Here is a 24,341-nt window from a genome sequence, read left to right on the forward strand (position 1 = left end):
TGGGCGCGGCTAACCTCCGCCCGGCTTGGCTTAGCCAGCGCTTTTGCACTGGTCATGTGGGTGAGCACGACGCCCCTTTACGCCGAAGAGCCACCTACGCTGCTGGTCATGGGCGACAGTTTAAGCGCTGCCTATGGCATTGAGCAGGAGCAGGGCTGGGTAGCGCTGCTGGCTGAACGCCTTGAAGACGACGCCCGGGTGGTCAATGCCAGTATTAGCGGGGAAACCACCTCAGGCGGTGCCCAGCGCTTTGCCGAACTCATCGGACAGCAACCGCCGGATATCGTTCTTTTAGAGCTGGGCGGCAACGATGGCCTACGCGGCCTGCCGCCTGCCCAAATGCGCGCTAATCTGGCAACCATCATCGAGCAGAGCCAGCAGGCCGATGCCGAAGTACTGCTGCTGGGTATCGATATTCCGCCTAATTACGGCCAAGCCTACCGCGATGCGTTTACCAGTGTCTTTCATTCGCTCGCGGATGAGTACGATATTCCGCTGGTGCCCTTCTTGCTGGAAGGTATCGCGCTTAATAAACAGCTCATGCAGAGCGATGGTATCCACCCCACTGCCGAGGCCCAGCCGATTATCTTAGATAATGTGTGGCCTGCGCTTGAGACGCTGTTGGAGGAAACGTACCAGGCTTCTTCTCAGTAGCGTACTTTACGTACGGCACTGACTCGCTGGGCACCGCCATTTTTTCATGCCTTGCACGCATGTAGTCTAAGAACTACTATATTTTCATGCTCGCTATTAAACAGACTGACACTTACCGACGGTGGGAGCGTAAGCTCCGCGATTCGCGCGCCAAAGCACTGATTGCCGCCCGTATTTTCAGGCTGGCCAATGGATTAGCTGGCGATGTAAAACCCGTTGGCCAAGGCATCAGCGAACTGCGTATTCATCATGGCCCAGGATATCGTGTCTATTTTAAACAACGCGGCAATGAGCTTGTCATCCTGTTGTGTGGTGGCGATAAAAGCACGCAGCAAAACGATATCGATACAGCGCAGCGTCTGGCAGCAGAATGGGAGGAGTCATGAGCGATAAGATTTACGACTATGACCCAGCAGCAGCATTAGAGAACGATGAAGCCATCGCGCTCTTTCTCGCTGATGCGCTGGAAACCGGAGATGCCACTTATGTTGCTAAAGCGATGGGTATCGTAGCGCGCGCTAAAGGAATGACAGAACTTGCTCGCGAAACCGGCCTCTCCCGTGAGCAGCTCTATCGTTCGTTCAGCGAGCAAGGCAACCCAACGCTAAAGACGATGTTGGCCGTCATGCGTGCACTGGGTATGGATTTGACGGCGAAGCCGCATCATGAAGAGCCAGCAGCATAAAACATTGCCTTTGTGTTTGATCTGACCAAGCGCTCTGCCGTAATAATTTCCTTCCCGAATATCTGAAAACGTTTGGATGCCAATAGGCAGCTTGCGGCGGTTGGCGTTGGGCACGGTGGCTTCCCGCGGTCCACGTACATCATTAATGCCTAATAGCATGGCGTTATTACACAAAGAGGTCGTAGGTTGACGATTTAATCCATCTTTATGCTGCGCGCTTTTCTCGTTTACCTGGCAGCTGCTGTATTCCAAGCCCGCATAAAATCAACACTAATCCGACCAGCGTGGAGGGCAGCATTGGCTCTCCAACTACAAGATAAAGCAGCAGCAGCGATACCGGCGGGGATAGGAAGATCAGGTTAGAGACCTTGGCCGTGCGGGAGACTTTTTGTACGGCCAATTGCCAAAGCACAAAGGCTACGCCCATTTCAAACAGGCCGACATAAACGCCTGCGCCTAGCGCGGGCCAGCCATGCCATTGCACACCGGGGCCAAGCAGTAACAACATGGTTAGCACCGGTAACCCAACGCTAAAATTTTGCCACTGGCCTACCAGGGGCTGTCGCTTGTCCTTTGCGTTTAACAACCAATAAAGCGCCCATAGCAGGGTTGATGAGAGCGCCAGCAGCACGCCCAAGGGGTCTTCAAACGCGACATTGAAGACGTTCCCCCGCGTGGCGATCACCCACACGCCGCTATACGCGACTAGCCCTGCCGTAACATCCAGGCGGGTTAAGCGGTGCCCCAGTAGCGGCACTGCCAGAAACGCCATAGCAAGCGCCCAGGTGTAGTTCAGCGCCATGGCCTCTTGACCCGGCAGCCGGTCATAGGCGGCAAATAGCACCAGATAGTACGCCACGGGGTTCATTAGCCCGGCCCAGAGCGCTGTTCGCCAGCCTTGGCGCAGCGCTAGCGCCATATTGCCCTGTTTGATGACCAGTGCGCCCATCAACAGCCAGGAAACCAGCGCCGCTATCCACATCAGCTCCAGGGGGCTCATCCATGCAAGGGCTACCTTGAAGGCGGTGGCAACGGTCGACCACAGCGCCACGGCGCCCAATCCATACAGCATCGCCTGTTGATCTTGGGTCATCGGTCGATATGCCCCAGGTCGCGGGCAGGGTCGATCTGGTCACGCACTTGCTGCTTGAGTGTTTTGATGTCGGGAAAGCCACCATCACGCTTGCGCTCCCATAGCAGCGTGTCGCCACACCAGATCTCAAACGTACCGCCGTGGGAGGGGGAGAGCGCGACCTCTGTTAGCTGTTCGCCAAACGTAGAGAGAAGCTCTTGAGCATACCAGGCGCTACGCAATAGCCACTGACATTGGGTACAGTAGCGAATTTGAATGCGGGACATCGTTCGAATCCTTATTGATTAGTTCCTTTGCCAACCGGCTTCTTTCAGCCCAGCCTATTGGCAGCAATGTGTGGCATCCTAAGTAGGCATTCTGTCATCTTAAATTAGCAATCGCCAAGGAACCGACATGGCTCAACCGGATGTTTCACAGACGCAGTTATACGAGTGGCTGACAGGCGATGACGATAGCCGTATGTGCGACGATATACCTGACGATGCCTGCCAAGAGCAGCCACACAACTTTTTTTTGCATCTTTTCGCTTCGTTAGGCAATAAGTTAGCGGATGAGCTGTCGAGCGCCCGCTTAGTGCTGCCCTGGCTGCTGGGTATTATCGGCGCTCCGGTATGGATGGTGGGGTTATTAGTGCCGATTCGTGAAGCAGGCGCCCTCCTCCCCCAGCTGTTTGTGGCTGGCTTTATTCGTCTAAAACCCCAGCGCAAGTGGGTGTGGGTGGCGGGGGCTGTGCTGCAGGCGGTGGCGGCTATTGCTTTGGCGTTACTGGCTCTAATGGGCAGCGGGGCTATTGGTGGCTCGTTGGTGTTGGCCGCGTTGGTCATGCTCTCTTTGGCACGGGGGCTCTCCTCCATTGCTACCAAGGATGTGCTCGGCAAAACCATCGCCAAACGCCGCCGAGGCACTTTGATGGGCTGGAGCGGCAGCGTCGCGGGGGGCGCAACGCTGGTTGCCGGCGGTGTATTGATGTGGTTCGGTGACCGCCCCGGCAATTTGGCATTGGCTATACTGCTGGGCGTGGCAGCTGCGGGCTGGTTGCTTAATGCGCTGTGCGCTGCCCGCATTAAAGAGGTGCCAGGTTCTATCGAGGGCGGCGAAAACGCCTGGGATAGCATTAAGCTGGGGCTATCGCTACTGCGTGAAGACCGTACATTTTTACACTTCAATGTCGCTAGGGCCCTGCTACTTTCAAGCGCGCTGGCGCTGCCTTATCTGGCGCTACTTGGCCAGCAGCAGAGCGGAACCGAGCTGGGCGGCCTAGGCGTGTTGGTTGTGGTTTCCGGCCTGGCCGCCATGGTGGCAAGCCCGATATGGGGCAAGCGCGCGGATCAATCCAGCCGTCGGGTAATGCGCGACGCCGCCGTGGGTACCGTGCTGTGCTGCCTATTAGGCGCGGTCCTGGCTTGGCTACCGGGCCACTGGACCCAGAGCGTGCTGCCCTATGCGGCTATCTATGCGCTGCTGGTGATTGTGCATCACGGTGTTCGCTTGGGGCGTAAAACCTATTTGGTGGATATTGCCAACCAGGATAACCGCGCCCTTTACGTAGCGCTTTCCAACACGCTCACGGGCATCCTGATGCTGGTTGTCGGGGGGGTTATCGGCGCGTTGGCGCAATGGCTAGGAAGCGCCATGTTGCTGGTGGTATTGGCGCTCACGGCAGCGGGGGCGGTGTTCAGCGCACAGCGGTTACCGGAAGCTGAATAGCGTTGTTGATTGCAAAGCATCGCAACGCTCGCCATGATGGGCAACAGTTGGCGGTAGAGAGCTGTTTTTTTGCTATTCTACCTCTATTCGGTGGTGTGAAATTCCGCATCGTCCTGCAGTAAGAGAGCCCCGCGCTGATCAACAGCGCCACGGCTACGAAAGAACGAAAGCAGCAACAGGAACTCATTAATGAAACGATCTCCCTTGATCAACCCGGAGTTACTTGAGCGCATTATTGACGCTTCTGAAGATGGCATCGTCGTTGCGGAGCAGGAAGGTGACGAAAACATCCTGATTTACGTCAATAAGGGCTTTGAGCGCTTAACGGGCTACAGTGCGGATGAAATTCTGTATCGCGACTGCCGTTTTCTGCAAAACGAAGACCGCGACCAGGATGCGCTATCGTCGATCCGCGAAGCGTTACAGGATGGCCGCCCCTCGCGGGAGGTGCTGCGTAACTACCGAAAAGACGGCACGATGTTTTGGAATGAACTGTCGATTACGCCGGTATATGATGAAGCCGACAACTTGATGTACTACATCGGTGTTCAGAAAGATGTTACCGAACGAGTTGAGGCCCAATTGGCACTCGCCGAGCTAAAAAAGCAGCAGGAAAACGCCAATTGACCTCCTCCCCTCCCTCAGCTTCTTAGGAAGCTGCCGCCTGCGGCGTAAAAGAAAGGGATTCCCTGGTTGTCGCCTTCCAGGTTCCTGCTTCGCTGTCCGTTGCCTTCAATGCCTTGGCATTGACGGTCTTACACAAACTCAACAGGCGTCAATTCCCGAGGGCCCCTCGGTATTTGCTGCAACTCTCGGCACCGGCGAGTAGCGCGGTGCCGGCTTGTAGGATGTTTCGAGCGGCATTGAGGTCACGGTCAATGCCCTGGGTACCGCAGCCTGGGCAATCCCAGACGCGCACATCGAGCGGCAGGGCCTCCCGCACAAAGCCGCAGCCATGGCAGCGTTTGCTACTGGGGTACCAGCGGTCGATCTGGACAAACTGCCGTCCCGCCCACGCCGCTTTGTACTCAAGCTGGCGAACCAACTCCCCCCAGCCGACATCGCTGATCGCTTTGGAAAGGTGACGGTTTTTAACCAGGTTCTTCACCTGCAAACTCTCCGCCGCGATCACTTGGTTGTCGTTCACGATCTGGCGGGTGAGTTGATGCAGGTGGTCACGCCGAGTATCGGCAATCTTGGCATGGCATTTAGCCACTTTTAGCCGCGCCTTGGCACGGTTATTCGAACCTTTTTGCTTACGGCTCAATTGCCGCTGCGCCCGCGCCAGCTTGCGCGCATAGCGCGCCGTATGGCGGGGATTGTTAACCCGCTTTCCGTCACTGGTCACAAATAGGTCTTTCAGCCCCAGGTCGATACCGACCATCTTGGGCGTGATCGGCAGCGCTTCAGTGTCCACTTTGCACAGGCAGCTAATGAAGTAACGACCAGCGCGGTCTTTGGAAACGGTCACCGTGCTGGGCGCCGAGGGCAGGTCGCGGCTCCAGCGAATCTTGAGCGGTTCGCGGCACTTGGCCAGCGTGATCTGGCCATTGCGGTACGAAAACGCCGAACTGGCAAAGGTGGCCGACTGCCGGTGTTTCTTGGATGTAAAGTGGGGATAGCGTGCCCGCTTGGCAAAGAAGTGTTTGAACGCGGTTTGCTGATGGCGTAAGCATTGCTGCAACGGCACCGAACTAACCTCGGTTAGAAAGGCGGTGTCCGGCTGCTTCTTGAGTTGCGTCAGGAACGCACTGGCGTCGTGATAGCCGATTTTCTCCTGGCACTGATAGAACGCATTGGTGCGATAGCGCAGCACCGTGTTCCAGACAAACCGCACGCACCCGAACGTCTGCGCCAGCAGGGTTGCCTGCTCGGGCGTCGGATAGAAACGGTATCTGTAGGCGCGTTCGGTTGTCATGGCTTACACATTAGCCATCTAGTGGTAAGAAAACAAGGCGTCCTGGCGGACGCCGCGCTATTCATCCGCTCACTAAAAGTAAGCGGTTTTCCGCGCTGACTGATAAAAAAACAGTTAGGGCTTGAACTTCCACCCAAGTGGCGTTATATAGCGGCAAGGCGCTTGTTTAGCGTTAGGCGCTTCTTACTTTGCTTTCGTTAGGTAAGGAGCCGTTGTGATGCCGGTGCGCCGGCTTGGGTTGGAGGGCATACCATGAGCCGTGACCCCTTAAATCGTGAAACCTACACCAGCGACGGGCTTGACGTTGACGAGTTTGATAACTTGGATGCTGTCAATGACGATCACTACGGTAAAAGTAAACCTAGTAAAGCGGACACGCTACGTGCCCGTCGCCAAGTAGAAGCCTGGCTTGAAGAGCGCCGCCTGCAGCGCGCTATTGAAGATGACTGGGACGAAGAAGAGTAGCTTGTATCTACTTCACTTACCTACGTCACTTACCTATGTCACTGTACTGCTGTCTTTCATGGCCACCCGCATGGGGCGCTTGATTTAGCGCCCTTTACCGTTGGCTAGCACGTTCATTGAGTAGCACCACCGCCTCTTTTCTACCGCATACTTCCCGCTGCGTCTCTGGCCTTTAGCCGCGCTGGGCACTATCATCTGTGCACCTAGTCAGCATTACGCTGATCCCGCTTTTACCACAACCTAACGGATTTCCATGGCGCAATACGTATTCACCATGAATCGGGTTGGCAAAGTAGTGCCTCCCAAAAAGCAAATTCTCAAGGATATTTCGCTCTCGTTCTTCCCTGGCGCCAAGATTGGCGTGCTGGGCTTGAACGGTGCCGGTAAATCCACGCTGCTGCGCATTATGGCCGGTGTCGATAAAGAGTTTGAAGGTGAAGCTCGTCCGATGCCAGGCATTAATGTGGGCTACCTGCCCCAGGAGCCACAGCTGGACGACGAAAAAAATGTCCGGGATACCGTTGAAGAGGCTCTGGGCGTCATCAAAGAAGCGCAGGAGAAGCTAGACGCGGTCTACGCCGCCTACGCCGAACCTGACGCCGACTTTGATGCCCTGGCTAGCGAACAGGCGCGGCTTGAGAACATCATCGAAGCCGCAGATGCTCATAACATCGAGCGTAAGCTGGAAGTCGCTGCGGAAGCGCTGCGCCTGCCGCCGTGGGAGGCCAAAGTAGGCAACCTGTCTGGTGGTGAGCGCCGCCGTGTGGCGCTGTGCCGCCTGCTGCTCTCAAGCCCGGATATGCTGCTGCTGGACGAGCCCACCAACCACTTGGATGCTGAATCCGTGGCGTGGCTGGAGCGCTTCCTACACGACTACAACGGCACTGTCGTTGCCATTACCCACGACCGCTACTTCCTAGATAACGTAGCGGGCTGGATTCTGGAACTGGACCGCGGCCAGGGCATTCCGTTTGAAGGCAACTACTCCCAGTGGCTGGAGCAGAAAGAGCAGCGCCTGACCCAAGAAGCGAAGCAAGAAGCCTCCCGCCAGAAAGCCATCAAGCAGGAGCTTGAGTGGGTACGCAGCAACGCTAAAGGACGCCAAGCGAAAAGCAAAGCGCGCCTTAACCGCTTTGAAGAGATGCAGTCTGGCGACTTCCAAAAGCGTAACGAGACCAACGAGATCTATATTCCGCCTGGCCCGCGCCTAGGTGACAAAGTGATTGAGTTCCACAACGTTACCAAGCGCTTCGATGACAAACTGCTCTATCAGGATCTCTCCTTTACCATTCCGCCGGGTGCGATTGTGGGTATTGTGGGGGGCAACGGTGCCGGTAAATCGACGCTGTTTAAGCTGGTCACCGGCAAAGAGCAGCCGGATGCCGGTGAAGTGGTGATTGGCGAAACCGTCGATATTGCCTACGTTGAGCAGCTGCGTGATGCCCTCGACGACAAGCAAACTGTGTGGGAAGCAGTGTCCGATGGCCAGGATATTCTTAATATCAATGGCTATGAGGTTTCTTCACGGGCCTACGTTGGTCGCTTTAACTTCAAGGGCAACGACCAGCAGAAGCGCCTGGATGAGCTTTCCGGTGGTGAGCGTGGCCGCCTGCAGCTGGCCCAAACCCTGAAACAGGGTGCTAACGTGCTGCTGCTGGACGAACCCTCCAACGACCTGGATATCGAAACCCTGCGCGCCCTTGAAGAAGCCCTGCTCGCCTTCCCCGGCTGTGCGATGGTGATCTCTCACGACCGCTGGTTCCTGGATCGTATCGCCACCCATATCCTGGCGTTTGAAGGCGATTCGGAAGTGGTATTCTTCGACGGTAACTACACCGAATATGAAGAGGATCACAAGAAACGCGTCGGTAACGACACGCCGAAACGCATGAAGTACAAGCGCATCGACGCTTAATGTTTTAGGCGTTAGCCAACGCAAAAGCCCTGCTGGCGTTTCCCGCCGCAGGGCTTTTTTATGGATGGTTATGGATAGCTGTTTACTGTTGGCTGGCGAAACCGTTTAGCCAGCGGGCCAGGTAAACTCGCGCCCACCCATTAAGTGCATGTGGATATGGTAGACGGTCTGCCCGCCCATTTCGTTGCAGTTCATCACCACGCGGTAGCCATCCTCGGCAAACCCTTGCTGCTGGGCGAGCTGCGCGGCGGTGTGCTGCAAGCGCCCCACAAGGGCTAAGTCGTCGGAGGCAATATCGTTCAGCGTCGGGATATGCTTTTTGGGGATAATCAGCTGGTGGGTCGGCGCTTGGGGGTTAATGTCGTTAAATGCCAGTACGTGCTCATCTTCGTACACGATATCAGCGGGAATGTCGCGGTTAATAATTTTGCAGAACAGGCACTCCATCGCAGCCTCCTTTGGTTTGGCGCGTTTGTTATCGGTGAAAAAGCATCGCCGCTTACCCCGTTAGCGAAAGCGGCGCTGCGATAGTAAATGACGAACCAGCGGTGCCAGAATCAGCTCCATCGCCAGCGACATACGTGCACCTGGCACCACCAAGGTATGCGGGCGGGTCATAAAGGAGTCTTTAATCATCGCCAGCAGCCAAGGGAAATCCACCGTTGAGGGGTCACGGAAACGGATGACCACGAACGACTCCGCATCGGTGGGGATATCCTGCACCTCGAAGGGGTTGGAGGTATCAACCGTCGGCACTCGCTGGAAATTGATATGGGTACGGGAGAACTGCGGCTGGATGTAGCGCACGTAGTCGTCCATACGGCCCAAAATGGTGTCAATCACCGCTTCCTGGGAGTAGCCGCGCAGCTTGGTGTCGCGGTCGATCTTTTGAATCCACTCCAGGTTCATGGTGGGTGCCACCCCCACCAGTAGGTCTACGTGGCGGGCAATATCGTACTCCTGGGTGACTAACCCACCGTGCAGCCCTTCGTAAAACAGCAGGTCGGTACCGCAAGGCAGTGACTGCCACTCGGTAAAGGTGCCTACCCGGTATCCGGCTTCAATTTTCTGCTTATCTTCCGCGTGGATATAGTGCCGGAAGGTGCCGGTACCGTGCTCGCCATACTCAATAAACAGCCCTTCCAGGCGGTCAAGCAAGTTGGCTTCCACGGCAAAGTGGGAAAGCTCGTCTTTACGCTCGGGCTCTTCGCGGAAAATGCGCTTTAGATCATCGCGGGTGTAGCGGTGAAATGCATCGCCATCCACCATGGCGGCATGGACATCTTCACGCAGAAACATGCGCTCGAAGCTGCGGCGCACGGTGGTGGTGCCCGCTCCCGACGAGCCCGTTACCGCGATGATGGGATATTCTCGGGACATTATCCCCCCCTGGCATCCGCAAGCGTTTGCTTGAGCGCATCGGGAACCGCCACCGGACGGCCAGTTGCTAGGTCTAATAGCAGTTTATTTACGCGGGCAGTGGCTACGACATCGCCCGTTGCTGCTTTAGTGACCCGCTGATACACCGTTAAGGCTTTGCCCTCAGGCTCTGGTACCGCCGTTTCGATCACCAGCGCATCGGGGAAGCGGGCCTCCTGCTGGTACTGCACCGCGAGATCCACCACGACGCTGGGGTAACCGTGCATATCCCATTCGGGCAAGTCGAGGGCAGCGAAGGCCTGCACCCGCGCCTCATGGAGCAGCGATACCAGGGCATCGTGCCCCAGATGGCGGCCATAGTTCATATCCGTCACCCGCACGGTTAGCGGATGACGATGGATAACCGCTGCAGTGGGAAAGTCCAGCGAAACACGCTCCATAGTTCAACTCCTTGTCAGGTGACGGTTTGACCTTAAAAAGCCGGTAATTACTGCTCCCGTGCAATGGCACGGAACGCGATATCGCGGCGGAACTCGACGCCATCCCAGTGAATCGCTTTAACTCCTTGATACGCCTGCTGCTGGGCAGCCGAGACGCTGTCGCCCAGGGCTGTCACACACAGCACGCGACCGCCAGCGGTGGTGATCTCGCCCTCGGCGTTTTGTGCCGTTCCCGCGTGGAAGACTTTGCAGTGGGCCTGCTCGGCATCGGCTAGGCCGTGAATCACGTCGCCTTTACGGTAACTGCCAGGGTAGCCACCGGCTGCCATTACGATGCCCACTGCCGCGCGACTATCCCACTCGCACTGCTTGCCTGCCAGCTCGCCCTTGGCACCCGCTAGGCAGAGCGCCGCTAAGTCGGAGGTGAGGCGCATCATAATCGGCTGGGTTTCCGGGTCGCCAAATCGGCAGTTGTACTCGATGACCTTGGGGTTGCCTTGCGGGTCAATCATCAGCCCAGCATACAGGAAGCCGGTATAGGCGTTGCCCTCTTCCGCCATGCCGCGCACGGTGGGCATAATTACCTGCTCCATAATCCGCGCGTCTACTTCTGGGGTTACTACCGGTGCCGGGGAGTAGGCGCCCATACCACCGGTGTTGGGGCCGGTATCACCATCATAGGCGCGCTTATGGTCCTGGCTGGTGGCCATGGGCACGACGTTTTCGCCATCCACCATCACGATAAAGCTGGCCTCTTCGCCTTCCAGGAACTCTTCAATCACTACCCGCGCGCCCGCGTCACCAAAGGCGTTGGCTTCGAGCATATCGCGGATCGCCGCTTCGGCTTCCGCTTCGCTCATGGCCACAATCACGCCTTTACCCGCCGCTAAGCCATCGGCTTTGATAACAATCGGTGCGCCCATCTCGGCTAGATACGCCAACGCAGGCTCTACGGCCGTAAAGGTCTGGTAGGCGGCCGTGGGGATAGCGTGGCGGGCCAGAAAGTCTTTGGTAAACGATTTGGAGCCTTCGAGCTGTGCCGCGCGCTGGCTAGGGCCAAAGATCGTCAAACCGGCGGCTTGAAAGCGGTCTACCACGCCTTCCACCAGCGGGGCTTCCGGCCCTACCACGGTGAGCGCGATTTGCTCTTGCTGAGCAAAAGTGACCAACGCATCCAAGTCGGTTGCGCTGATAGCGACATTGGTCAGCTTAGGCTCTGTGGCAGTACCTGCATTACCAGGTGCGACAAACACTTGCTCAACATCATTGGATTGGGCAAGTTTCCAAGCAAGGGCATGTTCGCGGCCACCGCCACCGATCATCAAAACTTTCATGGGTATCCTTCTCAAACGGGAGAGCGTCGTTGGAGCGCATTATGCCACAACGCGCCCCTAACGTGGCCTAAAGGGGGACTATGAGTTTTTGTCCGTTTTGTCGTCGTCATCCGTTTGGGTGGGCTGGTTAAGCGCATTTTGCCAGAAGCGCATGTTCTCTTCGGCCAGTTCGCGCATAAACTCAATGGGTGAGTGGCGCATGGCCTGCTGCCACTGGGTCTGCATACGCTTTTGCTGCTCCAGCATCAGCTGGGTGCCCTGCTCTAGGTAGCGCGCCAGCGGCAGCGGGGAGGACATATCGTACACGCGGATCAGTTGTGCCAGCAGGTCGTTGGAGAACACTTCGGCTTCACTATCCGCCTGCTCCTGTTCGATAATAATCGACAGCAGGATGGTGCGCGTCAGGTCTTCGCCGCTTTTGGCGTCTTCAACGCGAAACGGCTCTTCTTCAATAATTAAACGCCGCAAGTCCTCCAGGGTGACATAGCGACTCTGCTGGGTATCGTACAACCTGCGGTTGGCATATTTGCGAATTACGCGCACAGCGCATCTCCTTAAACGCGATAAAGGCTTTTGTCGCCGTTGCTGCTATTGTGCCTGCAACACGCGCCCATGCAAGCCAGCTTAGCGGATTAGTGCCGTTAAGCCTGCATTCCCTGTTACCAATAGACGACGAATCTGATGAATTTGATACTGCTAGACCCGAGCGAGGTCGATGGTCACCACGCCCGTATTACCGATGCACGCCGCTTGACTCATCTGCATGAGGTTCACCGCGCCAGCGAAGGCGACCGCTTGACCGTGGGTATTCAAGGCGGGGCAATGGGCAAGGCCACGCTAGTCGCACTTAGCAAAACGCAGGCTCTGTTCGCGCTGGAAGATATCAATGAACCGCCGCCGCCCGCCCTGCCTGTTCATCTTGTCCTAGCGCTGCCGCGCCCGCGTATGCTGGCACGCACGCTGGAGCACGTCACGGCGCTGGGGGTCAAAGAGATTACCCTGCTGCACACCAAGCGGGTAGAAAAGAGCTACTGGCAGTCACCGGAACTGCGGCCCGAAAAAATTCACCAGCATTTGGTGTTAGGGCTGGAGCAAGCACGCGATACACAGTTGCCTAACGTGACGCTCTGCAAAGGGTTTAGGCCCTTCATGGAAGAGCAGCTGCCGGCGCTGCTAACCGAGCGGCGCGGATTGGTCGCCCACCCTGGCATGGAGAACGCCTGCCCGCGCGGTATTGATGAACCAACGCTGCTGCTGGTAGGGCCTGAAGGCGGGTTTATCCCGTGGGAAGTGGAGCAGCTTCTCGCTGCAGGCTGCGAGGGAATGCACCTAGGCCCTCGCATCCTGCGGGTGGAAACCGCCGTGACAGCGCTACTATCACGGCTGTTTTAGGCGTTTAAGACTGTTCATCTTTCGGGTCGTGGGGAACGTAAGCGGCATCCTCCCCACACTCGGGTTCCTGCAGGTAGGTGTTACGCACATCCAGCAGGCCCAGGTGGCTAATGGTGCGCCGCCCCAGCAGCAGCGGGTAGTTCATCTCTTCACGATTGCGCAGGCTAAACTGCTCTTCGTAGATGGTGTTCCCCATGCACACATCCATCAGCACTACCGGGCGTTCATCGCGGCCACCGGCGCCGCGCACCGCTTGCTCGCGGTACAGCGGGCGCTCGATCTGGTCGCTAAAGATTTCACCGCTCTCCTGGTCTTCCAGTTTTAAGCGGAAGCGCACCCACACTTCGCCATCCTTTTCAAACATCTCGATATCGCGGGCATCAAGTGACGAAGTAAGCGCCCCGCTATCCAGCTTGGCTTTAACGGCAATCCCCCACGGCTCGATGTAGGCGTTTTCGACCCAGCCGAATACGCTATCCTCAGCCTGCGTGGTGGTACTGAACAACAGGGAGCTGGCCAGTATACTGGCCCCCACTCCTCCTAGAACTGCTTTTCCCATTAACACTCATCCTTGGTGAGAAATTGACGACACGATTGAAGAGGTTCAGCAGTGCGAATAGCGTGCGCTAGCGCAGCCGCTCTAACAGCGACTGGGTGGCAAAGCCATCTGGCACCAGCCCTTGGTCGCGCTGGAAAGCTCGCAGGCCTGCCTGGGTATTCGGCCCCATAATGCCATCGGCAGTGCCTACCGAGTAACCGGCGTTATTTAAGCGCTGCTGGAGCGTTCTGACATCGTCGCGGGTTAAAGGTGCCTCATCCCGTGGCCAGGATTGGGTGATGCCATCGCGGCCAGCAATCGCATCGGCCAGCGTAGCCACGGCCAGGGCGTAACTGGTGGCGTTGTTATAGCGCAAAATGGCGCGGAAATTGGGGCCAACGATAAACGCAGGGCCATTGGCGCCTGCAGGCACAATCACCGCTGCGTTCTCAAACGACGGCAGTTCCCCGCTAACGGCGCGCACGCCTTGGGCGGCCCACTCCGCACTGCTCTTGTGCCCAGTTTGGGCGTAGTTAAAGTCGTCAGGCAGCGCTACTTCCGCCCCCCAGGGCTGTCCGGTTTGCCAGCCTGCCCGGGCCAGATAGTTGGCGGTAGAGGCCATCACATCGGGAATGCTGCCCCAAATATCACGGCGCCCATCGTTATCGCCATCCACCGCGTAGGCTTCAAAACTACTGGGAATAAACTGGGTATGCCCCATGGCGCCTGCCCAAGAGCCTTTCATCCGGTCGGCGGCGATATCGCCTTGGTCGATAATACGCAGTGCGGCAAGTAGCTCGTTACGCGCAAAGTCGCGCCGACGGCCGTCATAAGCCAGCGTGGCTAGGGATTCCAGGGTCGAAAAGTCACCGAAGTTGCTGCCGTAGTTACTCTCAATGCCCCAGATCGCTACGATAATTTCCGCAGGTACGCCGTAGCGCTGTTCCATCTGCCGTGCGGTATCGCGGTGTGCGGCAAACTTTTCACGGCCGTTATTAATTCGCGTGCTCGACACTGCCGTATCAAGATACTGCCAAATGGGTCGCACGAACTCGGGCTGATAGCGGTCAAGCTCAATGACGCGCTCAAGATAGCGCAGGCCGTCAAAGGCAGAGGCTAATGTCGCCTCGCTCACCCCTTGATTGGCGGCATAGCGACGAAACTCGCTTAACCACTGATGGAAGTTGGCATAGCGCACTTCTTCGGCAGCGCGGGCGTCTACCTCGGTCATTAGCTGCTGGCTGGCTTGAGTTTGGCTGCTAAAAGCCGCCGTTGTTACCACAAGCAAAAGAGGTAAAAAAGCGCCACGACAAGCACTTAGCGAACCTTTATGTTTCAACGACATAGCATCTATCTCCCGGCAATCCTTGGCGTGGGGCCGATAATGGCCCAGAAATGAGAGAGATACTAGCCCTAGGCCATCAAGCGCCATAAAACGGCTAGGTGGCAAACCGCCACAATGACAGTGAGTACACTCCGCAGCGTTAGATACCAAGTGGGAAAGCCTTCGCGCCCTTCACGGCTGAGATCGTACCCTCCCATCAGTAGAAAGCCTGCCAAAAGTACCCATAGCCCGGTAACCGTGTTGAACAGCAAAGCGGGCCAAGCAATCAAACTAGGCACCATCGCCAATAGAAGCCGCCTGGTATTGTCCGCGCGCGGCACCTGGAGCGCACTGCCCCAATGAACGCCGCCTAAAAAAGATAAGATTACAGCGCTATAGTAGCTGAAAGCATAAATCGCACTCACCTGCCATATTGATGAAGCCAGCCAAGCGGCAACACTACTGCCGATGAATGGCAGCAGCCCGGCAAGCCCTAATCCCCACGCTAATTGGCGATCGCTCACTGTTAACAACATTTTACTCGTCTGCCTCTTCACACTCGGTGGTGTCAATCAACCAGCGCTGCCACTCGCTGGGCAATACGCAGGGTGGCTTAAACTGAGAAGGTGCTACCCGCCAGGGCTGATGGCGTTCAAGACCAAGGGGCAGTGACTCCAGGACAGGCAGCCAATACGCCACGTAAAGCCCTTTGGGGTCATAATGCCCTGCTTGCTTTAACACGTTGAAATACCGGTCTTGGCGTGGGTCGCGGCCAACACCGGCGATATAGCGCCAGTTGCCCCAGTTACTGGCCACATCATAATCAATCAGGCAGTGTTCAAACCACCAGGCACCCAGCCGCCAATCCACCTTCAGGTCCTTCACCAGAAAACTCGCCACGTTCTGGCGGGCACGGTTGGAAACCCAGCCGGTTCGCTTGAGCTCCAGCATCGCCGCGTCGATAAACGGTAGCCCCGTTTCAGCGTTGCGCCAGGTATTGAAAGCTTCGTTAGCAGGAGGCAACTCCTCACTGCCAAACAGCGTCGCCCCTTCCAGCTGTGCCGCGCGGTGAAAGTAGTCGCGCCATAGCAGTTCGAACACAATCCAGTAGCTGGATTCACAGCTGCCGTTAACGGCTTCCCATGCCTTGACCTCTTGATGCACTTGGCGCGCCGAGAGGCAGCCCCGTGCCAGCCAGGGGGAAAAGCGGGTCGAGAAGTTGGCTCCTAATAGCCCGTTACGGGTTTTCTTGTAGGACTCGGCGCCGTTTTGCCGCCACAAATAGTGCTGCAGCCGGTCATTGGCTGCGGATTCACCACCTACAAACACAAACCCTTGGCGCTTGTCTGGCTGCCAGGCGGCGCTCGCTTCGCATACGGCTTTTAGCGGCGGGAAACCGCGAGGAGCGCCTTCCGGCCAGCCGGGCAGCGTAATAGGGGCAGGCCTGGGAGCTGGGATTTCGCAGTGCTTCTCTACCTGACGTCGAAACGCTGAGAAGCTAGCGGGAAGGTCAGCCAAATCAAACGGTAACGCATTAGCGTCAATTAAATAGCCGCTATCGACGCGGTATAGCTGGCAGTGTTTGGGGAGCTGCGCCGCTACCCGGGCAATATTGCCGGCTTCTTCATACCCCGAGTGTTCGGTGACCCGTACTTCTTTGGCGTTAAGCGTAGTGGCTACTTCTACCACCACGTCGGCTGGGTCGCCAATGCGTACCAACAGGTCACTGCCACGCTGCAGCAGCTCGCCACGCAGCTCCATCAGGCTTTGCCATAAAAAACGCAGACGCGCTGGCCCTAACCGGGGCGTACTATCACCAGGAAGCGCTGATGTTAGCCAGCGTTGGTCTAATACATAGAGGCAAAGCAGCTGGTCAGGGGGTGTGTCGAAATGTAGTAAGGGGTTGTCGGCTACGCGCAGGTTATCTTGTAACCAGACAATATCAGTTGTGCTATTCACGCTCTTGCCTCCTCGGGGTACTGGTCTGCTTGGCTCCACGACGGCAACGTTTACTGCAGAAGCGCACCTCATCCCAGCAACGCGCCCACTTCTTACGCCAGGTAAATGGGCGCTGGCATTGAACGCACTCTTTTTGCGGTAAGTCTTGTTTACGTCTCATCTATTCGTCTCGTTGCATGGCAAAACTAACACACCACGCTCTAATACATGGACATAGTATCTTATACAGTACAATTATTGTACATAAATTGAATAACAGTTTTTTTAGAAACACGCATCCGCTTGGCTTTTTTCACAGGCGTAAAAAAGCCACCGGCGGTGGCTTGGGAGGGTCTTTGCGCTGGGGTTGGCGTTAGCGGCGCCAGGTACTAATCCGGGTCGGTGCTGCGCGGATGGCGTTTGGCGTTCTCCTGGGTCTCCATCCCACTTTTAAGCTCGTGGGTAAGCGGGTCATAGTTGGGGCGTAATTCATCCTTCACCGTGCCGCTCCAGAGTCTCGACCCGACAAAGTACCCTGCCCGCCCAATGACATGGGCGGCAATGGGGGCAGTAATCAAGATAAACACGATAATGGCAAACGAGCGCGCTACCACGCCCACTTCGGCAAAGTGCATGGCCGATGCCAGCATAATCAAAATCACCCCGAGCGCCGCGGCTTTAGTGGTGGCATGCATACGGGTGAGCAGGTCAGGCAGGCGGAGCAAACCAATAGCGGCTAACAATATAAAACTAGACCCCGTTAGCAGCATGGCACCTTTGATCACATCAATCATCCCGTGGCCCTCCCCGTTCCAAAAAGCGCGCAAAGCCAATGGCGGCTAAAAAGCCCATGAGCGCAATCACAATCGCTGCATCCAGAAAGTTCGAGACGCCGGACTGAATTGCGTATACCCCCACAAGACCCACCACGGTGGTTGAGAATAGCTCTAGGGCCACCACGCGATCCGGCAGGCTGGGGCCACGTACCACGCGCACAAAGGTCAGCACTAGTGCACACCCCATAATCACCTGGCTGATTAAAATCACGGTATCCATTAACGAAATAGCTCCAGTGCCCGGTGTTCCATCTCTTTTAGGTTGCGCCGCAGCTCCTCCTCGTCATCCAAAAACATGGCGTGGATATAGAGCACCTTACGATCATCCGAGACATCCAGGCTCAGCGTGCCCGGGGTGAGTGAGATCAAATTCGCCACCATGGTAATTTCCATTTCGGTGCGAGCCGAGAGCGGCAGTGCAATCACCCCTGGCTGCATATGCCAAGGCGGCGTTACGATATCGAAAGCCACCCGCAGATTGGCGCGTACTAACTCTTTAATAAAGAAGCCAATAAAGCCAATAATGCGCGGCACCCGGGCGGGATAGCCTTTTAAGCCATCCACCTGTGGCTCGATAAGCACTAGGGCGATATAGCCGAACACCATGCCGACTAACAGGTTCAAACCCGAAAAATCGCCGCTAAGCAGTACCCAGGCTAGCCCTAAAAAGAGGTTCCAAATTGCGCCAGTCATGGAGCCTCCTTCCCAGCATCCTCTACCGGTACTGCTGGCTCTAACAGGGCGGCCTCTGCGCTGGCCGATGCCCCAAGTACCGCTTCAATGTAGCCCGCTGGGGTCATCAACTGGTCACCAACTTGGTTCATTACCCGCATAATCGGCTCTGCAAAAATACCGATCAGCAGCGACATTGCAGCGAGCACCACTACCGGTAAGTACATCATCCACAGGCTAGGTTTGAGCAAGCGCCCATCGTCCCCTTCCGGTGTATGCGATTGGGGCACTTGGTTCTCTTCGGGAAGCGCCTTCCAGAACACTTCATTCCAGATTTTCACCATGGAGTAGAGCGTCATCAGCCCCACCGCCAGGGCAATACCAGTGGCTACATACGCCTCTGCCTCTAAACCAGCGCGTACCAAGACAAATTTAGCGAAAAAGCCGGACAGCGGGGGTACGCCTGCCAGTGAGAAGGCGCTAATAAAGAACGCAACGGATAACCAGGGGCGTTCGCGGTAGAGGCCGCCCATTTTTTTAAGCCGATATGTCCCCTGTAGCCGGTGGGTAATACCGCTAATTAAGAATAAGTTCGTCTTAACAATGATGTTGTGCATGATGGCGAACACCCCACCTGCAACCGCCAGCGGCGTATAGAGCGCCAGCCCTAAAATCATGTAGCCAATCTGGCTGACGATATGAAATGACAGGATGCGTCGGAACTCATACTGGGCAGCCGCCCCCAGCACGCCGGTCACCATGGTGAAAACGGCCCCCCACAGCATGATGTCCTGTAGGTAGCCCATGGTTTGATCGAAGATCAGCGTAAACACTCGGAACAGTGAGTAAACGCCCACCTTAGTTAATAGCCCTGCAAACAGCGCGGATACGGCTACCGGCGGCGTATGGTAGGAAGCCGGCAGCCAGAAAAACAGCGGAAACGCGGCGGCTTTGATGCCAAAGGCCACCATAAACATCACCGCCAGCACCTCAACCATACCACTGTGTTCGACTTCATCCATACGCAGCGCGATATCGGCCATATTGAGTGAGCCTACCGTGCCGTACAGCAAACCAACGGCGCTGAGAAAAATCACTGAGGCAAGAAGGTTTAATGTGACGTACTTAATGGCCCCTTCCATCTGCGCGCGCTCGCCACCAAGCGTTAGCAGCGCAAATGATGCCACTAGCATCACCTCAAACCACACATAGAGGTTAAAAATGTCGCCGGTTAGAAAGGCACCCGCGACACCTGCCAGCAGCAGATGCATTAACGGGTAGTAGCCAAATTTTTCGTGGCCGCGGCCGGTGGTTGCTAGGGAGTAAATCCCCATGGCGAGGCCTATCATCCCTGTCAGCAGAATCATGACAGCGCTGAGCATATCGGCCACTAGGGTGATGCCAAAAGGCGCGGGCCAACTCCCCATTTGCATAGTGATATAGCCATCTGCTCGCACTGCTATAAACAGCCATACACTCACTACAAAAAGGGCTACATTACCCGCGACAGCGATGAAACGTTGCATGGGCCGTGAGCGCCAAAACAGCAGCGAGACAGCCCCAGACAGCAGCGGCAGTAAAATGGGAAGTGCGACTTCGGGCCTCACGTGTCGGTATCCTTCATCTTGTCCAAATCATCTGCCTTAACGATTTCGTAAGCCCGGCGAATCAGCACCACCGCAAACGCCAACACCCCGAATGCAATCACGATGGCAGTGAGCACTACCGCCTGGGGGAGCGGGTCTGCCACCGCGCCCAAAGGCTGCATCATTCCCTCGGGAATCAGCGGCGGTGCGCCACGGGTCATACCGGCGGTGGTGAAAATCAGCAGGTTGGCAGCATTGGATAGCAGCAGCAGGCCAATCACCAGTTTGACAATAGAACGACGCAGCATCATAAAAATAGCGGTGGCGTATAACAGGCCAATCGCCAGTGCCATTAACGGTTCCATGGGTAGCCTCCTGCGTATAACGGGTTGGGTAACTTATGGTTCATCCTTATCCACCTCCATTAACGCCATCACCATTCCCATGACCGAGCCAAGCACCGCCAGGTAAACCCCGATATCGAAGATCAACGGCGTAGACGCCTTGAAGTCGATCACCGGAATCGTCCACCACTGGGCAGTGAGGAAGGGTTGCCCCATAAACCAAGCGGGCACCACCGAGATCATCCCCAGCAGTAGGCCCGCGCCGATCAAATCCCGCGGGTCGACCATGCGCAGCACCTCTTTGGTGGCGCTTACCCCGAAAGCAAATAGATAGAGAGTGAACGCGCCGGCGGCTACCAGACCAGCGATAAAGCCGCCGCCCGGTTCGTCATGGCCGCGTAGCAGCAAAAAAACCGAGAACATCAGCTGTAGCGGCATTAAAAAACGCGCAGCGGTGTTCAGGATAATCGTGCCTGACTTAACCATCGTAAGGCTCCTTTACGCTGGTTTTATCGCCATCTGCTGTTTTGCCTTCGGTACCGCCGTGGCGCAGCTTAAGCATGGCGATGACCCCAATGGCGGCTAGTGCCAGTACAAACATCTCGCCAAGGGTATCGAGCGCGCGGTAATCCACCAAAATGACGTTGACGATATTGCGGCCATGGGCGAGCGGTGCGCTGTTTTCCACCATATAGGTAGAAATTGTCTCAAACTGGTCGATGCTCCAGGCAGTCATGATCAGTAGGAAAATCAGTACGCCCATGGTCGCTGCCACAGCACCATCGCGGATGCGCTCAAGGTGGGTGGAGAGATTGGAGAAGCGTGGCAAACGGAACAGCACCAGTACCAGCAGGATCACCGTCATGGTCTCTACCAGCAGCTGGGTAATCCCCAGGTCCGGCGCGCTGAACAGAATAAAGATCAGCGCAATAGAGAAGCCCATGATGCCCACGGACACCACCGCCCCCAACCGCGAGCGTGAAATGGTGGCAAACAGTGCCCCCATTGCCATCATGGCTACCACGATGACTTCATGGAAACGTACATCTAAGGCGAACGCCAGCTGGGGCGAGTGACGCAGTAAAATCGAGTTACCAATCAGCGCGATCAGTACCACCAGCATCGCCAGAATGTAGTTACGCATATAGCCATTTTGCAGCAGCCGAGTTTGCCACTCGGAGACGTGCACAATGCCATTCATCAAGCCTTCGTAACCCGCTTCAGGACCGTGGCGCATCACCGGCGCCAATCTGGCTAACTGCCCGCGGATGCTATCCCAGCGTTTAAACAGCAGGAAGCCAAGAATCAAACTCGTCACGGACATAATCAGCGCCATATTGACGCCATACCAGAGCGACAACGATACCGGCAGGGCTTCTCCGGCTACGGCAGTCGCCGCCGAGGTCAGCAGCGCATCGGCCCCTAGCATGGCAGGCGCTAGGCCAAGCGCTAGCGAACCAAACGCTAATAGCCCAGGGCCAACCAGCATACTTAGCGGTGCTTCATGGGGCGTTTTAAGCGTTTCGTGGCGTGCGCCGTAGAACGGCCGTAGCACAATAATCGCCGCCACCGCAATGGTCAGGATGGCAGCCAGGAAGGCAAACAACACCAGCAAGAGTTGAACGTGCTCGGCGCCTAACGCTGCCTCCAGCATGAGTTCCTTACCGATAAAGCCAAACAGCGGCGGCACTCCCGCTAGGGAGAGCGCCGCCACAAAAGCAATCACTGCCGTAACGGGCATCACGCTTTTGAGCCCGCCCATGGCGGTGACATCTTTCGTGCCGGTTTCATGGTCCAGAATCCCCGCCACCATAAATAGCGCCCCTTTATACATAGAGTGGGCCAGCAGGAAGGTGACAAACGCGGTCATGGCGTACTCGGAGCCAATGCCCAGCAGCATAGTCAGCGTTCCCAGCGCCATCATGGTGGAGTACGCCAACAGCTTTTTGATATTGGTGTGGTGGATCGCTAAAAATGCACCGGTCAGCATGGTGGTCGCTCCCACCACTGAGAGTATCGTCACCCACATAGCCGTACCGCCCAGCTCCGGCTGTAGCCGCGCCAATAGGTAGATCCCCGCTTTCACCATAGTGGCAGAGTGCAGGTAGGCCGACACAGGGGTTGGTGCGGCCATGGCGTTAGGTAGCCAGAAGTGGAAAGGGAACTGCGCCGACTTGGTAAAGGCACCTAGCAGCAAACAGATCAGCATGGGGGTATAGAGTGCGTGCTGGCGCAGGTCGTCTTCTGACTGCAAAATGTCATAAAACGACCAGCTGCCACCGGCCACACCCAGCAGCACCAAACCTGCCATCAGCGCCAGTCCGCCAGCTACCGTGACAAACAGCCCTTGTCGGGCGGCTTTGCGTGCCCCGATATCGGTGTGGTGAAAACCAATCAGCAGGTAGGAGGTGATACTGGTCAGCTCCCAAAAGATAAACAGCGTGAGCAGGCCATCGGCCAAGACCAGCCCCAGCATAGACGCCATAAAGGCAACTAAGGCCAAATGAAAGCGGGCGATATCCTCGTGGCCTTTTAGATAGCCGCCCGCGTAGACCAGTACGCAGGTGCCAATCACCGTAATCAACAAGCCAAACAGCAGCGAAAGGCCATCCAGTAGAAAGCTAAGACTGATCCCTAGCGAAGGCACCCACGCCCACTCCAGCAGCTGCGGCCCTTCATTTAAGACCAGAGGCGCCTGGCTAAAGAGCCAAGCAGACAGGAGCGCCGGAAACAAGGCAAGCAGCAGGCTTGCTCGCTCTCCATACCAGCGGTTAAGCAGTGGCGACAACGCAGCTAGCACGAAGCCCATTAACACGGCGAATTGCAGCATCCGGCGGTCTCTCCTTCGTAGCGCGTTACATCATGTGAACTCGCGGCACCTGTAGGTGCCATAACCCTCAAACGTTGAATAAGTGTGACTTTATGTCCACAAACCTTATACCAGCCTTTCTCACATTTCTAGAAAAGTCGGCCCAACAAAAAAACCGCCTAACGCATAACGCTAGACGGTTTTTTTTAACAAATGCGGTATATCAAGGAGTCGGTAGCCAGCCGGAAAGCTCGTTATTCACCACCGCCAGCAGTGCATCGATATGATCGTCACGGTCGTTCAAACAGGGGATATAGCTAAAGGTTTCCCCACCCGCTTCCATAAAGCTGTCGTGGATCTCCTCTTTGATCTCTTCGAGGGTTTCCACACAGTCAGAGGAGAACGCCGGCGAGAGAATGGCAATATGTTTATGCCCCTGCTTGGCCAGTTCGGCAACGTGCTCCACTGTTTGCGGGCCAACCCACTTCTCAGGGCCAAACTGCGACTGGAAGGCGGTATCCACCTCCTCTTTGCTCAAGCCTAGCTTCTCACGCAGCAGTCGCGTGGTTTTCTGGCACTGGCAATGGTAGGGGTCGCCCTCCATTAAATAGCGCTCCGGCACCCCGTGGTAGCTAGCCACTAGCTTAGTGGGGCGGGTTTCCAAACTGTCATACGCCTCCTGCACAGAGTTGGCTAACGCCTGAATATAGGCAGGATGCTCGAAATAGGCAGGCACGGTGCGGATATAGGGCTGCCACTTCATCTTCATCAGCGTGCGAAAAGCCTGATCATTGGCGGTTGCGGTGGTGGGCGAGCCGTACTGCGGATAAAGCGGGAAGAAGACAATGCGCTCGCAGCCCTTCTCTTTCATGCGTGTCAGCACGCTTTCAGTAGAAGGGTTGCCGTAGCGCATACAGAAATCGACTTCTACGTCATCGCCATAAAGCGCCTTGAGACGCTCGGTCATTTTTTCCGTTTGAGCGCGGGTAATGGTCAGCAGCGGGCTTTCGTTCTTCTCATTGTTCCAGATGCTTTTATAAGCATTGCCCGATGAAAAAGGGCGTTTGGTAAGGATAATCAGCTGCAGCAGCGGCTGCCATTTCCAACCGGCGTAATCCACCACCCGTTTATCGGATAAGAATTCATTGAGATAGCGGCGCATGGACCAGTAGTCGGTGGCATCGGGGGTTCCCAGGTTTGCCAACACGACGCCTACCTTGGCGCGGGGAACGGCGGGGTGATTGCTGGGCGCATGGGCCAAACGCCCCTCACCGGGTTGATCCTTTACAACGCTATCGGCCATCTCGCTAA

At 56.4% G+C, this 24,341-nt stretch carries 29 protein-coding genes; 8 read left to right on the plus strand and 21 right to left on the minus strand.

Features of this window, described 5'->3' with window-relative positions; all coding sequences use genetic code 11:
- Window positions 1-54: 54 nt before the first annotated feature.
- From LG300_RS10745 to LG300_RS10755, 3 genes are all read left to right on the plus strand, one after another.
- Window positions 55-654: an arylesterase gene (locus tag LG300_RS10745; protein ID WP_404378023.1), complete on the plus strand. Its 600-nt coding sequence runs from the start codon at window positions 55-57 to the stop codon at window positions 652-654.
- 86 nt (window positions 655-740) lie between these two features.
- A complete protein-coding gene (locus tag LG300_RS10750; RefSeq protein ID WP_287148703.1) occupies window positions 741-1,040 on the plus strand; it encodes a type II toxin-antitoxin system RelE/ParE family toxin in 300 nt (99 codons plus the stop codon).
- Window positions 1,037-1,339, plus strand: coding sequence for an addiction module antidote protein (locus LG300_RS10755; RefSeq protein WP_404375315.1), 303 nt, complete (start codon window positions 1,037-1,039; stop codon window positions 1,337-1,339). The genes LG300_RS10750 and LG300_RS10755 overlap by 4 nt, the downstream gene beginning before the upstream one ends.
- A gap of 205 nt (window positions 1,340-1,544) precedes the next feature.
- On the opposite strand, the gene LG300_RS10760 is transcribed toward LG300_RS10755, so the two are convergent.
- On the minus strand, window positions 1,545-2,432 hold the full coding sequence (locus LG300_RS10760) for a DMT family transporter (protein ID WP_404375317.1): 888 nt from the start codon (window positions 2,430-2,432) through the stop codon (window positions 1,545-1,547).
- On the minus strand, window positions 2,429-2,698 hold the full coding sequence (locus LG300_RS10765; protein WP_404375319.1) for a SelT/SelW/SelH family protein: 270 nt from the start codon (window positions 2,696-2,698) through the stop codon (window positions 2,429-2,431). Before LG300_RS10765 ends, LG300_RS10760 begins: the two co-directional genes overlap by 4 nt.
- A gap of 127 nt (window positions 2,699-2,825) precedes the next feature.
- Here LG300_RS10765 and LG300_RS10770 point away from each other — a divergent pair, with 127 nt between their 5' ends.
- Together LG300_RS10770 and LG300_RS10775 are read left to right on the plus strand one after the other, a co-directional pair.
- Window positions 2,826-4,139 (plus strand): MFS transporter, encoded by a 1,314-nt coding sequence (locus LG300_RS10770; protein ID WP_404375321.1) that lies wholly within the window; start codon window positions 2,826-2,828, stop codon window positions 4,137-4,139.
- 189 nt (window positions 4,140-4,328) lie between these two features.
- Window positions 4,329-4,766: a PAS domain S-box protein gene (locus LG300_RS10775; protein ID WP_404375323.1), complete on the plus strand. Its 438-nt coding sequence runs from the start codon at window positions 4,329-4,331 to the stop codon at window positions 4,764-4,766.
- Window positions 4,767-4,914: 148 nt separating this feature from the next.
- Here the strand turns inward: LG300_RS10775 and LG300_RS10780 are convergent, their stop codons facing one another.
- On the minus strand, window positions 4,915-6,057 hold the full coding sequence (locus tag LG300_RS10780; RefSeq protein ID WP_404375325.1) for an RNA-guided endonuclease InsQ/TnpB family protein: 1,143 nt from the start codon (window positions 6,055-6,057) through the stop codon (window positions 4,915-4,917).
- 252 nt (window positions 6,058-6,309) lie between these two features.
- Between LG300_RS10780 and LG300_RS10785 the strand changes: the two genes are divergently transcribed.
- Window positions 6,310-6,522 (plus strand): PA3496 family putative envelope integrity protein, encoded by a 213-nt coding sequence (locus tag LG300_RS10785; protein ID WP_404375327.1) that lies wholly within the window; start codon window positions 6,310-6,312, stop codon window positions 6,520-6,522.
- A gap of 253 nt (window positions 6,523-6,775) precedes the next feature.
- Window positions 6,776-8,437 (plus strand): energy-dependent translational throttle protein EttA, encoded by a 1,662-nt coding sequence (gene ettA, locus LG300_RS10790; protein WP_404375329.1) that lies wholly within the window; start codon window positions 6,776-6,778, stop codon window positions 8,435-8,437.
- A 105-nt stretch (window positions 8,438-8,542) separates the two neighbouring features.
- On the opposite strand, the gene LG300_RS10795 is transcribed toward ettA, so the two are convergent.
- The 5 genes from LG300_RS10795 to phaR form a co-directional block, all read right to left on the minus strand.
- The gene (locus tag LG300_RS10795; protein ID WP_404375330.1) at window positions 8,543-8,884 is read right to left on the minus strand and encodes a histidine triad nucleotide-binding protein; all 342 of its coding nucleotides are present in this window, start codon (window positions 8,882-8,884) and stop codon (window positions 8,543-8,545) included.
- 60 nt (window positions 8,885-8,944) lie between these two features.
- The gene (locus LG300_RS10800) at window positions 8,945-9,817 is read right to left on the minus strand and encodes a phosphoribulokinase (protein ID WP_311064914.1); all 873 of its coding nucleotides are present in this window, start codon (window positions 9,815-9,817) and stop codon (window positions 8,945-8,947) included.
- Window positions 9,817-10,257: an acyl-CoA thioesterase gene (locus LG300_RS10805; protein ID WP_404375331.1), complete on the minus strand. Its 441-nt coding sequence runs from the start codon at window positions 10,255-10,257 to the stop codon at window positions 9,817-9,819. Before LG300_RS10805 ends, LG300_RS10800 begins: the two co-directional genes overlap by 1 nt.
- Before the next feature lie 47 nt (window positions 10,258-10,304).
- Entirely contained in the window at window positions 10,305-11,591 is a 1,287-nt protein-coding gene (purD, locus tag LG300_RS10810; RefSeq protein ID WP_404375332.1) for a phosphoribosylamine--glycine ligase, read from the minus strand.
- Between the two features lie 78 nt (window positions 11,592-11,669).
- Complete coding sequence (gene phaR, locus LG300_RS10815) at window positions 11,670-12,134, minus strand: polyhydroxyalkanoate synthesis repressor PhaR (protein ID WP_044628507.1); 465 nt, start codon at window positions 12,132-12,134, stop codon at window positions 11,670-11,672.
- Between the two features lie 138 nt (window positions 12,135-12,272).
- Between phaR and LG300_RS10820 the strand changes: the two genes are divergently transcribed.
- A complete protein-coding gene (locus tag LG300_RS10820) occupies window positions 12,273-12,983 on the plus strand; it encodes a 16S rRNA (uracil(1498)-N(3))-methyltransferase (RefSeq protein WP_404375333.1) in 711 nt (236 codons plus the stop codon).
- A 4-nt stretch (window positions 12,984-12,987) separates the two neighbouring features.
- On the opposite strand, the gene LG300_RS10825 is transcribed toward LG300_RS10820, so the two are convergent.
- The 13 genes from LG300_RS10825 to hemH form a co-directional block, all read right to left on the minus strand.
- Window positions 12,988-13,542, minus strand: coding sequence for an ATP-dependent zinc protease (locus LG300_RS10825; protein ID WP_404375334.1), 555 nt, complete (start codon window positions 13,540-13,542; stop codon window positions 12,988-12,990).
- Window positions 13,543-13,609: 67 nt separating this feature from the next.
- The gene (locus tag LG300_RS10830) at window positions 13,610-14,866 is read right to left on the minus strand and encodes a lytic murein transglycosylase (protein ID WP_404375335.1); all 1,257 of its coding nucleotides are present in this window, start codon (window positions 14,864-14,866) and stop codon (window positions 13,610-13,612) included.
- A gap of 68 nt (window positions 14,867-14,934) precedes the next feature.
- Window positions 14,935-15,381: a DUF3429 domain-containing protein gene (locus LG300_RS10835; protein ID WP_404375336.1), complete on the minus strand. Its 447-nt coding sequence runs from the start codon at window positions 15,379-15,381 to the stop codon at window positions 14,935-14,937.
- A gap of 1 nt (window position 15,382) precedes the next feature.
- Entirely contained in the window at window positions 15,383-16,804 is a 1,422-nt protein-coding gene (locus LG300_RS10840; RefSeq protein ID WP_404375337.1) for a DASH family cryptochrome, read from the minus strand.
- Window positions 16,797-16,964, minus strand: a complete 168-nt coding sequence (locus tag LG300_RS10845; protein ID WP_404375338.1) for a DUF2256 domain-containing protein — start codon at window positions 16,962-16,964, stop codon at window positions 16,797-16,799. Before LG300_RS10845 ends, LG300_RS10840 begins: the two co-directional genes overlap by 8 nt.
- Before the next feature lie 208 nt (window positions 16,965-17,172).
- The gene (gene mnhG, locus LG300_RS10850; RefSeq protein ID WP_404375339.1) at window positions 17,173-17,577 is read right to left on the minus strand and encodes a monovalent cation/H(+) antiporter subunit G; all 405 of its coding nucleotides are present in this window, start codon (window positions 17,575-17,577) and stop codon (window positions 17,173-17,175) included.
- Window positions 17,570-17,839 (minus strand): monovalent cation/H+ antiporter complex subunit F, encoded by a 270-nt coding sequence (locus tag LG300_RS10855; protein ID WP_404375340.1) that lies wholly within the window; start codon window positions 17,837-17,839, stop codon window positions 17,570-17,572. The genes mnhG and LG300_RS10855 overlap by 8 nt, the downstream gene beginning before the upstream one ends.
- Window positions 17,839-18,312, minus strand: coding sequence for a Na+/H+ antiporter subunit E (locus tag LG300_RS10860; protein WP_404375341.1), 474 nt, complete (start codon window positions 18,310-18,312; stop codon window positions 17,839-17,841). The genes LG300_RS10855 and LG300_RS10860 overlap by 1 nt, the downstream gene beginning before the upstream one ends.
- Window positions 18,309-19,898 (minus strand): Na+/H+ antiporter subunit D, encoded by a 1,590-nt coding sequence (locus LG300_RS10865; RefSeq protein WP_404375342.1) that lies wholly within the window; start codon window positions 19,896-19,898, stop codon window positions 18,309-18,311. Before LG300_RS10865 ends, LG300_RS10860 begins: the two co-directional genes overlap by 4 nt.
- Window positions 19,895-20,242, minus strand: coding sequence for a Na+/H+ antiporter subunit C (locus LG300_RS10870; RefSeq protein WP_404375343.1), 348 nt, complete (start codon window positions 20,240-20,242; stop codon window positions 19,895-19,897). Before LG300_RS10870 ends, LG300_RS10865 begins: the two co-directional genes overlap by 4 nt.
- 33 nt (window positions 20,243-20,275) lie before the next feature.
- On the minus strand, window positions 20,276-20,707 hold the full coding sequence (locus LG300_RS10875) for a Na+/H+ antiporter subunit B (RefSeq protein WP_404375344.1): 432 nt from the start codon (window positions 20,705-20,707) through the stop codon (window positions 20,276-20,278).
- Window positions 20,700-23,048 carry a putative monovalent cation/H+ antiporter subunit A gene (locus LG300_RS10880; protein ID WP_404378024.1) on the minus strand — a complete coding sequence of 783 codons (2,349 nt, stop codon included), beginning with the start codon at window positions 23,046-23,048 and terminating at the stop codon, window positions 20,700-20,702. The genes LG300_RS10875 and LG300_RS10880 overlap by 8 nt, the downstream gene beginning before the upstream one ends.
- Window positions 23,049-23,253: 205 nt before the next feature.
- Window positions 23,254-24,333, minus strand: a complete 1,080-nt coding sequence (gene hemH, locus LG300_RS10885; RefSeq protein ID WP_404375345.1) for a ferrochelatase — start codon at window positions 24,331-24,333, stop codon at window positions 23,254-23,256.
- Between the last annotated feature and the right edge of the window lie 8 nt (window positions 24,334-24,341).

The sequence above is a fragment of the Vreelandella aquamarina genome (assembly GCF_044805175.1).
Lineage (GTDB): Bacteria > Pseudomonadota > Gammaproteobacteria > Pseudomonadales > Halomonadaceae > Vreelandella > Vreelandella aquamarina_B.